Below are 14,511 nucleotides of genomic sequence, written 5' to 3' on the forward strand. Positions count from 1 at the left end.
CTGGCTTATCTTTTCAAGATAAGCCAGTACAAAGGTTTAATACTTAACTAGATTATCTTGCGTATTCTTATCAAAGAGATGAACAGCATTGTCTTCGAATTTAAACCACACTTCATCACCAATTTTGAGATCTCGTTTTGCAAGTTCAGTTGCTGGAACAATAAGGACAAAATTACCGTCTTCAGTATGAACATGAAGGTGAACAGTAGAGCCCATAAGCTCACTTACCTCAAGATTGCCCTTGAAAGCGCCAATTCCATTTGGCTCAGTCAAATAAATTTGCTCGGGCCTAATGCCGACAATGACATCTGTTGCTGGCGCAGCGACCCAAGACTGTGCTAACAGATTAGCCATCTCAGGAGAAATTTCAAATGACATGTTATCTGTCTCCACATGGAACTCATTGTCCACGCGAATAAGATGTGCGTTAAAGAAATTCATTTGAGGCATGCCAATGAAACCAGCAACAAAGAGATTAGCCGGTCTATTAAACACTTCTTGTGGTGTTCCAATTTGCTGAACAAAGCCATCCTTCATAATGACAATGCGGTCGCCCAAGGTCATTGCCTCTGTTTGGTCGTGTGTAACATAGACAAAGGTTCCATCAACCTTCTGACGAAGCTTAATAATCTCTGTACGCATCTGATTTCTCAGCTTTGCGTCAAGGTTTGAAAGTGGCTCATCCATCAAGAAGACTTTTGGATCGCGGACAATTGCACGACCAATTGCAACACGCTGACGCTGACCACCAGAAAGTGCCTTTGGCTTACGATCAAGATATGCCGTGATGCCTAATGTTTCTGCAGCTGCACGGACTTTTTGATCAATTACTTGTGGGTCAACCTTCTTAAGCTTAAGGGTGAACGCCATGTTGTCATAAACGGTCATATTTGGATACAGCGCATAGCTTTGGAAGACCATTGCGATGTCTCGATCTTTTGGTGCAACATCATTGACAAGCTTTCCATCAATATAAAGCTCGCCAGCAGAAATATCTTCTAGGCCTGCAATCATGCGAAGCGTAGTAGATTTGCCGCAGCCCGAAGGACCAACAAGCACCACAAACTCGTGCTCCTTGATAGTGAGATTGAAGTCTTGAACAGCGACAACACCCTCTTCAGTCACCTCAAGGTTGCTCTTTTTCTGCTCAGTTTTCTTACCAAAGAGAGACTTGTTCTTCTTCTCATTTGGGTAAATCTTTTTTATATTCTTTAAAACGATTTCTGCCATGATAAAAACCTTTCAGAAATGCCTATAGCTTGCTGCAATACATTGAGATTTAGCCTTTTACCGCGCCAGAAATGACACCATTGATGATGTAGCGCTGGCACAGCAAATACATAATGACAATTGGGACAATAACCATCATGATGCAGGCAAACATTGGACCCATCTCTACGCGTCCATATCCACCTCTAAAGTACTGAATCAGAATTGGGATAGTTTGGTATTTGGTTCTATCCAGTACGAGGTATGGAAGCAAATAGTCATTCCAGACCCACATGGTTTCGAGAATACCAACAGAAATATACGTTGGCTTCATAATAGGTAAAACAACATGGAAGAATGTCTGAAGTGGGTTGCAACCATCAATAGTTGCAGCTTCCTCAATCTCAAGAGGAATGGTCTTAACAAATCCAGCAAACATGAATACTGCTAATCCAGCGCCAAAGCCCAAGTAAATGAAGCAAATATTGAAAGGAGTATTAAATCCAAGCGTGTTTGCCATATTGGACAGCGTGAACATAAGCATCTGGAAAGGCACTACCATCGAGAAGACAAACAGGTAGTACAAAATGTTGCTAATGCGATTTTTTACACGAACAATAAACCATGCACACATTGAGCAGCAAACCAAGATCAGTGCTACAGATGTGATGGTAATTACTAGAGAATATCCAAAGGCTGCTAAGAAACCTTGCTTCTCTAAAGCGGCAATGTAGTTAGCAAAGCCTGCAGAGTTCTCTGATGTAACAAAATCAAACGCCGTGGATGTGGTAATAGTTGTTTCTTCTTTGAATGAATTCATCAAGATCATAACCATTGGATAAATCCATGCAAGAGAAAGGATAGTAAAGAATACAGCTAAAATTTTGTTAATGATCTTATCGCGCTTCATTATTGCTGCACCTCCCTCGACCTGGTGGCTCTTAGCTGAATCATGACAATACAAATAACTAAAATGCAGAAAATAACAGCTTTAGCCTGGCCGATACCCATCCACTTTGCTCCCTGTCGAGCGTAGAAGGTGTTGTAGATATTAAGAGCAAGCATTTCGGTTGCGTGCTTAGGCTCACCTGCAGTAAGTGCTAAGTTCTGATCAAATAATTTAAAGCCATTTGTTACCGTCAAGAAAAGACAAATAGTAATGGTAGACATAAGGTTTGGAATTTTTACCTTCCAAAGTGTCTGCCAAGCATTTGCTCCATCGACTCGTGCTGCTTCAAGATAATCACTTGGAATAGATTGCAGGCCAGCAATATAAATGATCATCATGTAACCAACTTGCTGCCAAAGAGTAAGAAGAATCATTCCCCAGAATCCAGCAGTGCTATTAAGCGCAAGAAGCTGCTCGCCCACAATAGAAAGCGCGCAGTTAATCAAAATATTCCAGATGTATCCCAGAACAATGCCGCCAATAAGATTAGGCATAAAAAAGACAGTTCTAAATGAATTGGTACCCTTAAGGTCTTTTCTAGTTAAGGCAAGCGCAATTGCAAGCGCTAATACATTAATAAGAACTGTTGAGACTAATGCAAATAATGCGGTATACCAAAAAGCATGAGCAAACTGTGGGTCAGAGAAAGCTGCTACATAGTTATCTAGACCAACTGGTTTAGCATCGCTAATGGTAATAAATTTACAAAACGAAAGATAAAATCCCTGCACAAACGGAATCATAAAGCCAAACAAAAAAGATAGCGCAGTAGGCAGAACAAATAATGGCCACCACCGCTTCAACATCTTAGCCATAGAGATACCCTCCAATAACAAGAGACGAGAAGAGAGATCTCTCTTCTCGTCTCTCACCAATCAAAGCATTACTAGAAGGGCTACTATGCGTTAGCCTCTTTTTCAGTCTTCCAACCGTCAACAAATGCAGACTTAACAGCATCCCAGTCCTCTGTTCCTGCTGCGTAGCCCTTAAGTGCACTGGAGAGATTGTTCTTCCACTCCTGAGAAGGAATGTAAATGAAGTCCCAAGCAACAGACTCATTGCCCTTCTTTGCATACTCAGCTGCAATGTTTGCAAGAGCATTCTTAGTTGCCTTTGCGTTCTTGAATGGAATGGTGAAGCCCATTTCCTCAGCAATTGCAGTGGTAGCTGTATCAGAAGTCACGCACCAATAGATAAAGTCAAGTGTTGCCTTCTGGGAAGCGTCGTCTGCCTTGGAACTTACGCACCAATAGTTCTCGCCGCCGGAGCACATACCCTGCTTCTCTTCACCCTTAACACCAATATAAATTGGAATCATACCAAGAGCATCGTCACCAAGCTTCTTGATGTCATTGTATGCCCAGGTACCGTTCTGGTAGAAGACTGCGTCGCCGTTAACAAACTCTGCCACAGCGTCATCACCAGTCTTGCCAGAAAGCTCTGTTGGGCTGCATGTGGCATTGTTGATATAGAGATCAAAAATCTGCTTGTAGTTAGGGAGATACGTTCCCTTAATTTCTTTAGCCTCAGGATTACCAGTATCCTTGAACTCATAGTACAGAGGAAGATTTGCAAGGTGTGTGGTAAAACGCCAGTCAGAACTGGAATCAAGGCCAGCACTGGTAAATGCGCCCTTTACGCCAAGCTCTGCTTTGCGAGCCTGAATATCCTCAACGACCTTCTTCAGTGAGGCAAAGTCCTTGATGTCGTCTCCCTTATAGCCAGCCTTCTCAAGCAGCTTCTTGTTGTAGATAATGCCGTAGTCTTCCTCTACATAGTCAACACCGTAGACAACGCCATCCTCCTGAAGTTTAAGAGCGTCATTGGTGAGCTCATCCAGGATCTTGGCACCCTTAAGGTCAATGCAGTAGTCCTTTACGCCAATAAGACCAGAAGGACCATTTGTCTGGAACAGTGTTGGTGCTACAGAAGCATCCTTGTTAATCTCAGACTGGAATGTCTGTGCATAAGTATCAGAAGCAGCAGTTACTACCTTTACAGGAACCTTTGTTTCCTCAGTATACTTAGCTGCAAGATCTTTCCACTGCTGATCAGCCTCAGGCTTGAAGTTCAGGAAATAAACTGAACCGTTTGCAGAATCAGACCCTCCCTGCTTTTTGTCGTTATTTCCTCCACAAGCAACAAGACCCAGTGAGCAAAGAGCTGATGCACTTAAGGTGACAAACTGCCTACGATTGATACCGGACATAAGACTCCTCCTTAGAGAGTGCTCCTAACCCTTTGCTAGGTTGCATCTCTTCTCATGATTTTCATAAGCTATGCTTTGATACACGTTCAAAACAATTTTGCTTATGTCTACAAAATAAAAGTATATTAGTATTAACGAGTTGTTTAAACAACTCACTTCCGAGCGGTATGAAATTATCGGTAAATGGTATGAAAGGAATCATTTTATGTAACTTTCATTTTATAAAGCTACTATCTAATCAAGAGCAACTTGAACATGCAACTCCAACCTTCAACAGCACGTTAAGGAAAAAATATGCCAAGCGCACGGTTTAATACGATTTATCATGATTTAAAAAATAAGATCTTAGACGGGACATATGCGTATGAGTCCTATTTACCAACCGAGATGGAGCTTACTAAGATATATTCCTGCTCCAGAAACACCGTTCGACGTGCGCTCACACTTCTGTCCGATGAAGCTTTTCTTCAGCCTATTCACGGTAGAGGCGTACGCGTTATTTGGCAGAAAAAGCCAAGTGAGGTTATTGGCTCATTAGAAGGACTTGAGTCCTTTCAAGAATATGCCCACAGAAACAATCTTGTACCTGAAACAAATGTCATTGTCTTTGAGCACGTTCCTTGCACAGACAGTATTTCTCATCAAACTGGTTTTAAAACAGGAGAAGAACTTATCCACATTGTTCGAATCCGTAAACTCGACGGATCTTCTCGCCAGATAGACAACGACTACCTTTTAGCATCTGCCGTTGGAAATCTAACCATTGCTGATGCATCAACGTCTATTTATGCATACCTAGAAAACACGCTTCATATGAAAATTCTAAAGAGCAAAAGAACAATCAGTGTTGAACTGGCAACTGAACAAGACCAGCAACATTTAGAGCTTGGAGATTTTAACTGCGTTGCAGTGGTGGAAAGCCATTCATTCAACTCAAAAGGCGTTATGTTTGGCTTCACACAAACTCGTAGTCATCCAGAAACGTTCTGCTACAAGGTTATTTCAAAAAGATAATCTGCGGTTAAATGTGCAGAATAAATTTCTTCTCTAGTTTGTGGAAAACGGTATAGCCAATTACGAGAGCAAGAACTGCAGAAACAAGGCAGCCTAAAATGGTGCTTGTTGCAGGAAACTTCTGGAAAAGAAGGCAATCTCTAATAAATGTTACAAAGTGGAACATTGGATTAAAGCGCTCAATCTGAAGCATCCAAGGCGACATGATATTAACGGAGTAAAAGAGCGGTGTACCATACATCCAAGCAGTGGTTACAACGCTCCACAGGTGGATAACGTCTCTAAAGAAGACTGCAAGGGCCGAGAGAAGCATTGCAAGACCGATGCAAAAACAAGCCAGAAGAAGCAAAGCAACAGGTGTGAGCAATGAATAAATTGTCAGCGGAATGCGGAAGACAAGCATAACAATGCCAACAGCAATGAGCGAGAAAAGATAGTTTACAACCGCAAAAAGCACCTTCTGAACAGGGAAAACAACACGATTGATGCGAACCTTCTTAAGCAAGCTAGATGCATCAATAATTGAACGCATTCCCATAGTGGTTGCATCGTTCATCAGCTGAAACGCTGTGTTACCAAGAATAAGATACAGAGGATAGTTCACAACATCCTCGGCGCGGTTGCCTAAAAACGTAGAAAAGACAACTGCCATAACGGTCATCATCAAAAGTGGGTTCAAAACTGACCACACAACGCCCAAAATGGAACGGCGATATTTGAGCTTAAAGTCTTTACTTACCAGCTGACGCAAAATGAACTGGTCACGCTGATGTGTTGGATACCATGCATCTCGAGCAGAAACAGCAACAAGACTTGCACTATTAGTATTGGCAGAAACTACGCTTGTGTCCTGCGCATTATTAGTTTGTGTTGAAGACTCGCTCACGCGCTATCCTTTTCTACCGATTTCTGTATGGTTTATCCTAGCACAGACAGACAAAGCCGTTTAAACTTGAAACGTTGTTGAACTGTTTTCTCCACTATTTTATTTTGATATGTGGTGACAAGACTATTTAGTAACAGCGCGCTCAACAGTAGCGCTTGTAGAAATGGTGCAATATGTCTCAATCCCCTCTTGGACGCACGCTTATCATTGCTAATCCGGCTGCTCATAGCGGTAAAGGTGCTGCTGGTGCAGAGTTTGCTCGCCACTTTTTAACCAGCTATTCTGCTGCAACAGACGGATACGAGCTCAAGCTCACCACAGCTATGGGAGATGCGCGTGTCATGGCCGCAGAAGCTGCGGACTTTGATACGGTTGTCGCACTTGGCGGAGATGGCGTCATCCACGAGGTGGTCAACGGCCTCATGACCTTATCGCCAGAGGTTCGTCCAGCGCTTGGCATTATCCCTATGGGTTCGGGAAACGACTATGCACGCACTCTGGGTATGAAAATTAACGACCCCGAAGGCGCGTTTGCACAGCTGGTTCGCGGCAAGGTTAAGCAGCTAGAGATTGGTCGCATCAACGACGTCTACTTCATGGAGACCATGTCGTTTGGACTTGATGCAGCTATTGCAGCCGACACCACAAAGCGCCGAGCGAACAACTCCTCTACCGAGGGCGAGGCGCTCTTCTTAACCTCGGGTCTCAAGTTTATGGCTGCAGGTAGCAAGGGTTACCCTTGCACCGTTTCGTTTGATGGCGAGAAGGACATTGATCTTCAAGCGCTTATCATGGCCTTCCAGATTGGCCCTACGTATGGCGGTGGCTTTAAGGTCTGTCCGCATGCGCAGCCTGACGATGGCCTTCTTACCGTCTGCTACAACACTAAAGTACCTATCATTCCTCACCTGTTGGCTCTGTTTGGCCTGGCTAGGGCTGGCAAACACGTCAACTCCCGCATCATTGAGGAGCGCCACCTCAAGCAAGCAGTGGTAACTTTCCACAAGCCTGTCCCAATTCAGGTAGACGGAGAAGAGCTTCCCTTTGCAGAGCAGTTTGTCATTGAAGTTATTCCCGCTGCACTTTCCGTGATTGTTCCCTAGCGCACAGAGCGACTCCTGCGCCGTAGGTCGCGCTTCGCGGCTCGGGCTTTGCTGGTTGCGCATTGCGAGAAGATCGATCTTCTCGCCAAAAGGTTTAACGTTAAAGAAACAGGGGCACCTGCCAGCGCAGATGCCCCTGAATTTGTATCGTGTAGGCTAAGACTTTACGACTAGAACTTAGCGAGCTTCACGCTCAAGCAGAGCCTTAACCTCAGCTGCGGTATCAAGCTCCATAACGCGAGCGGTAAGCTCGTCTGCCTCAGCCTTTGTCCAAGCAGCAATGGTCTTGCGGGTGCGCAGGACAGATGGTGCAGAAACGGAGAACTCGTCCAGACCAAAGGAAAGCAGGACTGGAATGAGCAGTGGGTCTGCAGCTGCCTCGCCGCACATACCAACCATGATCTTCTCCTTGTTGCCCTCGCCGATGAGGAACTTGAGGGAACGGAGAACGGATGGCTGGTAGACCTCGTAGAGGTAGGCAACGCGATCATTGCCGCGGTCAGCGCACATGGTGTAACCGATGAGATCGTTGGTACCAATAGAGAAGAAGTCGCACTCACGAGCCAGCTTATCTGCAATCAGAGATGCAGATGGAGTCTCAATCATGGTGCCAACCTCAATGTCCTTGTTGTAAGCTACGCCCTCAGCGTCAAGCTCACGCTTGCACTCCTCAACAAGAGCCTTTGCCTCACGGACCTCGTCAACAGTAGTAACAAGAGGAAGCATAATCTTGATATCGCCAAATGCGGATGCGCGGAGAAGAGCGCGGAGCTGAACCTTGTACTGCTCAGCATTGTTGAGGCAGTAACGGATAGCGCGGAAGCCCATGAATGGGTTCTCCTCGGCCTTCATGTTGAGATAAGGAATCTCCTTATCACCGCCGACATCAAGGGTACGGATGATGACAGGCTTATCCTTCATGCGCAGAGCAACCTTCTGGTAAGCAGCAAACTGCTCCTCCTCGCTTGGAAGCTCCTTTGCGTCCATGAACAGGAACTCGGAGCGGAACAGACCAATGCCTTCAGCGTCAGCGTCAACTGCGCCGTTAGCGTCATCTGGGTTGCCGATATTAGCAACAAGCAGAACCTGGATGCCGTCAGCAGTTACGGTCTCCTTGCCACGGTAAGCCTCAAGAGCGGCCTTCTCTGCAGCATAAGCCTCAGCCTGAGTCTTGTACTCAGCAAGCTCAGCCTCAGAAGGATTAACAACAACCTTGCCGTTAGTGCCGTCGACAACAATAGCGTTGCCAGTTGCAACCTCAGAAGTGATATTAGGAACAGAAAGAACTGCAGGAATCTCAAGAGCGCGAGCAATGATTGCGGAGTGAGAAGTACGACCACCAGTCTCGGTAACAATACCTGCAACGTGGTCCTTATCAATGTCTGCAGTCATAGAAGGAGTCAGCTCATGGCAGACAATGACGGAGTTCTCTGGAAGTGTGGAGAGGTCAACAACCTCTTTGCCAAGCAGGTCAGCGAGAAGACCGGTCTTGACGTCAGCAACGTCTGCTGCGCGCTCACGGAAGAGCTCATCCTCCATGCCAAGGAACATGTTGTAGTACATGTCGTAGGCGTCGCTTACAGCCTGCTCAACGCAGGTGCCGCCATCAATAGCACCGTTAACAGCCTCTTTGATGCCCTCATCCTCAGCAAACTCAATGTGAGCACCCATAATAGCAGCGGCTTCCTCGCCCACTGTCTTGGTCATGCGCTCAATCTGTGCGTTAGTCTGTGCAATAAACTTAGTTACTGCCTCTGCGTAACGAACCTTCTCTGCAGCAGTGTCCTCAACAGTGTGCGGAGTAAAAGTGAGGTCTGGATCTACGGCAACCTGAGCAGTACCGATGCCGATTCCGTTGGATGCATTGACTCCCTCAAACATACATGCTCCTATCATTGTCCGTTTAGCGGTGTATAACGTTCTGCAAGCCTATCAACACAGGACAATAGTCGCAGAAACTAACCTGTCTTTTTACAGGGTAACATTTTTTTGACCTGTTACGTTGTGAGTATCTTTAAATAAATTTCAATAAAAAACACTTGGCGAGAAAATCCTTCTTGCCAAGTGTTTGTACGTTAACAATAGTCAAAACGCTCAGTATTTCTTACGCGGCGAAAGTGCACCGTCTGAGGGTTTCTCGCCAAAAGAACTACGTGTTCTAGCTGCGATTACTACTCAGAATCTGCAAGCCAAGAAGACTTACCCTCGCGGCTCTCTTCTTTCTGGCGAGCAAGCTGAATCTCTTCTGCGATAGAAGCAGGCATTTCTCGGCCCATCTTCTTGTAGAGAGCGGTGACAACACGATCGATGGTTGCGCGCTTTGCGATTCCTCGGCTTGCTGCAGTTGCCGTTCCGCAAGCAGAAGCGTAGATAAGCGCAGTGTCGTAATCATAGCCAGCGGTGGTCTTTGCCAAAAAGCCTGCAACCATGGAGTCACCAGCGCCAGTTGCGTTAACAAGGCGAATCTTTGCAGTTGGGACAATGTGCTCAGTACCGTACTCGTCCAGGAGCAGCGAACCTGCACCGCCGCAAGAGACGATAACGTTGCGAGCGCCGCCGTCCTGGAGCTTCTTTGCAAATGGAATGCACTCTTCTGGAGTCTCTGGACTTGCACCAAAGATACGGCCAACCTCGTGGTTGTTAGGCTTGATCAGGAATGGTTGAGCCTTAATAGCCTCCATAAGCAGCTGACCAGGAGCGTCAACAACAAACTGAATACCGCGACCAGCAAGCTGAGCCATAAGGCGAGTGTAGATATCCTCTGGAAGCGAGCTTGGAATAGAACCGGTAAGAACCAGGGTGTCACCTGCGCCAACAACATCCATGCGCTCCAGCAGCTCATCAACCTTTTTCTCCGGAATGCGTGGACCATTGCCGTTGACCATAGTCATAACAATGCCGTTAAGCTTGACATTAATGCGGGTAAAGCCTGAATCCAGCTTGACAAAGTTACTTGGAATACCCTGACGCTGAAGATCACTCAGCAGGTATTCACCGGTAAACCCACCGACAATGCCCATAGCAACGGTGACTTTATCAAGCTCATTTAAGAGTGTGGAGACGTTAATACCATTACCACCGCAGTGCAACTCTTCTGAGGAGGAACGGTTAGTAAAGCCCATGTCCAATGTGTTTGGGTGCATGACATAGTCAAGCGCGGGATTAAGCGTCATTGTGTAAATCACGGCGAGTCCTCCGAACTACAATAAAATCATGGAGACTTCAGTATGACGCAATCCCTCGCAACAAACAATTAGAAACTAGTGACTCACAAAAAATAAAAACCCCGACGCATGCCGGGGTTTGAAATTCAAATGGTGGATCGTCAGGGGTTCGAACCCTGGACCTTGGGATTAAGAGTCCCCTGCTCTACCAGCTGAGCTAACGATCCAATTAACGTTTCGAATGGGGTGGGAAAAGGGGCTCGAACCCTCGACCTACGGAGCCACAGTCCGTCGCTCTGCCAACTGAGCTACTCCCACCATTTGGCCACCTCATGAAACGCAGCTAAATCATTATTACAGAATCAGAAAAAGATGCAAGCGAGAAACGCAGTTTTTTCAAACTCTTTTTTGATTTTCTTAGAAATCTGCCGGTGCAACGGGTTTCTCACCAAACAAAATGCGGAGAAGAACGAGCTTCTCCGCAGGTGATTTCATGCACTATACGAGCAGGTATATGGTGGTATGGCAGTGGTGCGGTGTCAAGAAACCGCAATCAGTCCGCTTAAAGCCGCAGACTGTGTCTAGAAACCGTGAGCCGTAAGTGCTGCATCCAGACGATTCAACGCTTCCTCAATCTCGACGCGAGGGGCTGCCAAATTCCAACGCTTGAAACCCTGGGCAGCCTCGCCAAAGAAGACTCCGTCGGTGAAGAAAATCTGAGCCTCAAACTGCAACAGGTGGTCAAGCTCTTCTGGAGTAAGGCCAAGGTTCCTGAAGTCGAGCCACTGGAGGTAGGTTCCCGTGATTGGTGCAAGCTTCACCCGAGGGTGCTTGGTGGCGAAGAAGTCCAGGACCAACTTCTGGTTATCGTCAACAGCCTTGATGCATGCGTCAAGCCATGCCCCACCCTTGCTATAAGCCAGCTCACAGGCCTTGAAGCTGATTGGATTGCATGAGGTGGTCTCTCGGGTCTCCAGGCGCTTCTCGAGGCGGCTACGCAGTTCTGGATTGCTCACGATGATGTTGCTGAACTGTGTGCCAGCCAGGTTGAAACTCTTTGAAGCGCTTGTGCAGGTAATGGTACGCGCTGCGACTTCATCAGAAATTGTTTCAAAGACGGTATGCGTAGAGCCTGGCATGATGAGGTCGTGATGGAGCTCGTCAACGACCACGATGAGGTTGTGCTTAACCGCAATCTCTGCGATGCGCGTGAGCTCTTCTTTGGTCCACACGCGACCGCTTGGATTATGGGGTGAACACAGGATGACCATGGTGTTCTTTGGCTCTGCAGCAAGCTTCTCAAGCAGGTCAAAGTCAATGTCGTAGTGAGGACCTTCTGACAGGACAAGCGGGCACTCTACCAGCGCACGGTTATTCTCCTCAACTGCCATGTAGAACGGATGGTAGACAGGGGTAAACAGGATGACACCTTCGTCTGGCTGGGTGAACTCGGCAACAGATGCAAAGAGCGCGGGCACCACACCTGAAGAGTTGAGCAGCCACTCTGGTTTTACATCCCAGTTGTGGCGGGTCTTCATCCACTTGCACACAGCCTGCTTCATCTGATTGGTTGGCACGGAATAGCCAAGGATTGCGTCATTGATGTATTCCTTGAGGCCCTCGACAATCTCTGGGGCTGTGTGATACTCCATATCAGCAACAGAAAAAGGTGGAATACCAGGAGCTACATCAGGATTCACCTCATACATGACGTTCCATTTTCTAGAACCAGTACCAGCACGATCAACGCGTGATTCAAAATCGTAAGACATAGTGTCTCCATTCACGTAAGCCTGTAATCAGTGTAGCTGCTTTTAGTGTAGCTACTTTTCTTTTCCTTTGTCATTCTTCTGATAAGAAAATCTTTGATGGCGCGACGTATTTGCAATCCTTATTGCTATAATGAACGACGCTATATGTCTCCTTAGCTCAGCTGGATAGAGCGTCGGTCTTCTAAACCGCAGGTCGCGCGTTCGAATCGCGCAGGAGGCACCAAAAACCCAAGGTAGATGGCTTGCTGTCTACCTTTTTTGTTAAATTTTTTATCAGCTGCCTCCATTTTGCCTCCAAACTGTATGGCTACTGTAAAAGTAGAATACCTGTTCGAATAAAAGTTTTAACTATTTAGATAGTCGATTTACCTCGATATATTCAAAAGAAGAGAATTGAAGGGGAAACATTGTTGTTAACCGTATTGAAACAATCAATAAAGAAAAGCGAGTAAATTTACCTTTACAAATTCCCAGTTAAACGGCTTGCTGTAAGGCATTTTAAGACACGTAAATTATGAGTTGGAGTATTTACCCATGAAAAAAGCCCCTCTCGTCAAAACGAGAGGGGTAAATATTACTTAATTCCAGCGATGTATCCATCATCATTGGTCGTGACTGTGATGTCGCCTGTGAGAAGCTTTCCTTCCTTATCGAAGGCGCAGATGTTGTCTGCTCCAACCTCATAAAGGCAATCTTCAACTCGTGAGCCATCGGAGCGTAGATAGAACCAGTCATCGTTGAGGTTAAGCCAGCCAGTAATCATGCGGCCAGTTTCGTCGAGGTAATAATGGTTTCCGTCGCGCTCCTGCCAACCTGTGACCATGCGCCCGTCAGAGCCTAGCAAATACCAGCTTCCGTTGTACTCAAGCCAATCTCCCGATTCAAGTGCGCCAGTCTCGCCGAAGTGCCACCAGAACTTCTCAGAGCCTTCCCAAGAAGCGTGAACCCAGCCGGTGAGCATCCAGCCTTTCTCGTTGAAGTAATACCACTTATCGCCGACCTTATACCAACCAATAGCGTACTCACTCGATGACTCGCCTGTTTGGTACCACCAGCTGCCCTTGCCGTCTGTGTGCCAGCCAACCTCAGAGCTTGAGCGTGCACCAGTCATGACCTCATACCAGTAGCAAACACGCTCCATAAAGTGCGCATTCTGAGAGCCGGCAAGCTCGCCAGGGCAAGCGGTTGCCACGATCTGCGAATGTGGACGGACGTTACCACCCCAACGTGGATATCCTAAGCCGTACTTAATAAGAAGAGCGGCCACGAGGTGTGCGCCGCTCTCTAGGGTAGCTTCAGAGACAGTCCATGGCGAAGTGGAATTATTAGCGTGCTCGATGCTAATACTCTCGCAGTTAGCAACCCAGCGGCCACACGCCCATGCGGTGTTGCTCTCCAGTACGTGCTGGGTGATAGTACCTGCTCCATCCACAGAATAGTGCGCGGATTGTGCCTGCATTCTGTCCCACATGGCTGTAATGGCTGCACCGTCTAAGCCTGTGGCAGCTTCGTGATGCACCACGATATACTGCACGGAATGACCGTCTCGCCCAGCTGAATATGCTGACGTTGGAATATACGCATCCGCGGTAATTTCACCCGAAAAATCAGCCATTATCTGCCCTCCAGTGGAGACTTTCCCTCGCGTACCTCCGGAATACCTGCAATGGAGGTAAGCAGGGACACAACGGCTGCGAGAGCTGCCGCAGAAGCAACGGCCACCCAATCAACGCCTGTGATGCCGATTGCGTTTGTGCCGATAAGAGCCACTGCGGTTTGTGCCGCCGTCTTGATTGCTCGTACCAATGCTGCCTTGATCCACTCGTTCATAGTGTTTCCTTTCAAACGATTTTAAGTTGTCGATAATTACCTAGTGTGTACGCGCCTGTTCTAGGCGTTCCAGCCGTCCCGCCTGATTACGGGTCACATCCTCAACCACAGCGAGACGCGTATCGTGTACAGAGAGCACATCGCGAATATTCGTAATAGTTTCATCAGTGCGCGCCATGTAAGCCGTGAAGGCTTTCTGCGTGTCGTCTAAGTCACTCTTGAGCTGCTTCACGCCTTCTTCGATACGCACCAAACGCATCGCGTCTTCCTGGCTTGCGCGGTTCATTGCCTTAGCGCCATTGATGAGCGTGAGCACCATTCCAAGAAACGACACGGCGGCGACAATCTGCTCGAATGTTAGTGGGTTCATAACGT

At 47.0% G+C, this 14,511-nt stretch carries 13 protein-coding genes and 3 tRNA genes; 3 read left to right on the top strand and 13 right to left on the bottom strand.

All coding sequences use genetic code 11. The features are described 5' to 3' along the window. Window positions 1-36: 36 nt before the first annotated feature. The 4 genes from RWJ96_RS00885 to RWJ96_RS00900 all read right to left on the bottom strand — a co-directional run bounded on the left by RWJ96_RS00885 (window position 37) and on the right by RWJ96_RS00900 (window position 4,367). Window positions 37-1,230: an ABC transporter ATP-binding protein gene (locus RWJ96_RS00885; RefSeq protein WP_314018382.1), complete on the bottom strand. Its 1,194-nt coding sequence runs from the start codon at window positions 1,228-1,230 to the stop codon at window positions 37-39. A gap of 49 nt (window positions 1,231-1,279) precedes the next feature. Beyond that, window positions 1,280-2,119, bottom strand: a complete 840-nt coding sequence (locus tag RWJ96_RS00890) for a carbohydrate ABC transporter permease (protein ID WP_035431705.1) — start codon at window positions 2,117-2,119, stop codon at window positions 1,280-1,282. Further along, window positions 2,119-2,973 (bottom strand): sugar ABC transporter permease, encoded by an 855-nt coding sequence (locus tag RWJ96_RS00895; protein WP_314018383.1) that lies wholly within the window; start codon window positions 2,971-2,973, stop codon window positions 2,119-2,121. Before RWJ96_RS00895 ends, RWJ96_RS00890 begins: the two co-directional genes overlap by 1 nt. Before the next feature lie 83 nt (window positions 2,974-3,056). Next, a complete protein-coding gene (locus tag RWJ96_RS00900; RefSeq protein WP_035435078.1) occupies window positions 3,057-4,367 on the bottom strand; it encodes an ABC transporter substrate-binding protein in 1,311 nt (436 codons plus the stop codon). Window positions 4,368-4,661: 294 nt separating this feature from the next. Between RWJ96_RS00900 and RWJ96_RS00905 the strand changes: the two genes are divergently transcribed. Continuing rightward, a complete protein-coding gene (locus RWJ96_RS00905) occupies window positions 4,662-5,381 on the top strand; it encodes a UTRA domain-containing protein (RefSeq protein WP_314018384.1) in 720 nt (239 codons plus the stop codon). A gap of 7 nt (window positions 5,382-5,388) precedes the next feature. Here the strand turns inward: RWJ96_RS00905 and RWJ96_RS00910 are convergent, their stop codons facing one another. Then, a complete protein-coding gene (locus RWJ96_RS00910) occupies window positions 5,389-6,267 on the bottom strand; it encodes an ABC transporter permease (protein ID WP_313996116.1) in 879 nt (292 codons plus the stop codon). A gap of 173 nt (window positions 6,268-6,440) precedes the next feature. Between RWJ96_RS00910 and RWJ96_RS00915 the strand changes: the two genes are divergently transcribed. Beyond that, window positions 6,441-7,370 (top strand): diacylglycerol kinase family lipid kinase, encoded by a 930-nt coding sequence (locus RWJ96_RS00915; RefSeq protein WP_314008708.1) that lies wholly within the window; start codon window positions 6,441-6,443, stop codon window positions 7,368-7,370. 177 nt (window positions 7,371-7,547) lie between these two features. Here RWJ96_RS00915 and ptsP read toward each other — a convergent pair whose 3' ends face one another. The 5 genes from ptsP to RWJ96_RS00940 all read right to left on the bottom strand — a co-directional run bounded on the left by ptsP (window position 7,548) and on the right by RWJ96_RS00940 (window position 12,306). Further along, window positions 7,548-9,251: a phosphoenolpyruvate--protein phosphotransferase gene (gene ptsP, locus RWJ96_RS00920; protein WP_314018386.1), complete on the bottom strand. Its 1,704-nt coding sequence runs from the start codon at window positions 9,249-9,251 to the stop codon at window positions 7,548-7,550. A 290-nt stretch (window positions 9,252-9,541) separates the two neighbouring features. Further along, window positions 9,542-10,555, bottom strand: a complete 1,014-nt coding sequence (locus RWJ96_RS00925; protein ID WP_035435088.1) for a 1-phosphofructokinase family hexose kinase — start codon at window positions 10,553-10,555, stop codon at window positions 9,542-9,544. A 130-nt stretch (window positions 10,556-10,685) separates the two neighbouring features. Continuing rightward, window positions 10,686-10,761, bottom strand: a tRNA-Lys gene (locus RWJ96_RS00930). A 15-nt stretch (window positions 10,762-10,776) separates the two neighbouring features. Then, window positions 10,777-10,852 (bottom strand) — tRNA-His (locus RWJ96_RS00935). Window positions 10,853-11,115: 263 nt separating this feature from the next. After that, on the bottom strand, window positions 11,116-12,306 hold the full coding sequence (locus tag RWJ96_RS00940; RefSeq protein ID WP_314018388.1) for a MalY/PatB family protein: 1,191 nt from the start codon (window positions 12,304-12,306) through the stop codon (window positions 11,116-11,118). Window positions 12,307-12,452: 146 nt separating this feature from the next. Between RWJ96_RS00940 and RWJ96_RS00945 the strand changes: the two genes are divergently transcribed. Continuing rightward, window positions 12,453-12,529 (top strand) — tRNA-Arg (locus RWJ96_RS00945). A gap of 351 nt (window positions 12,530-12,880) precedes the next feature. Here RWJ96_RS00945 and RWJ96_RS00950 read toward each other — a convergent pair. Genes RWJ96_RS00950 through RWJ96_RS00960 form a run of 3 tightly spaced genes read right to left on the bottom strand, consistent with a single transcriptional unit; the run spans window position 12,881 to window position 14,506 of the window. Continuing rightward, window positions 12,881-13,921 carry an N-acetylmuramoyl-L-alanine amidase family protein gene (locus RWJ96_RS00950; RefSeq protein WP_314018390.1) on the bottom strand — a complete coding sequence of 347 codons (1,041 nt, stop codon included), beginning with the start codon at window positions 13,919-13,921 and terminating at the stop codon, window positions 12,881-12,883. Beyond that, window positions 13,921-14,136, bottom strand: a complete 216-nt coding sequence (locus tag RWJ96_RS00955) for a holin (RefSeq protein ID WP_314018392.1) — start codon at window positions 14,134-14,136, stop codon at window positions 13,921-13,923. The genes RWJ96_RS00950 and RWJ96_RS00955 overlap by 1 nt, the downstream gene beginning before the upstream one ends. Window positions 14,137-14,176: 40 nt before the next feature. Then, complete coding sequence (locus RWJ96_RS00960; protein WP_314018393.1) at window positions 14,177-14,506, bottom strand: hypothetical protein; 330 nt, start codon at window positions 14,504-14,506, stop codon at window positions 14,177-14,179. Window positions 14,507-14,511: the final 5 nt, after the last annotated feature.

The organism is Lancefieldella parvula, assembly GCF_963547875.1.
In the GTDB taxonomy this organism is placed as follows: domain Bacteria; phylum Actinomycetota; class Coriobacteriia; order Coriobacteriales; family Atopobiaceae; genus Lancefieldella; species Lancefieldella parvula_D.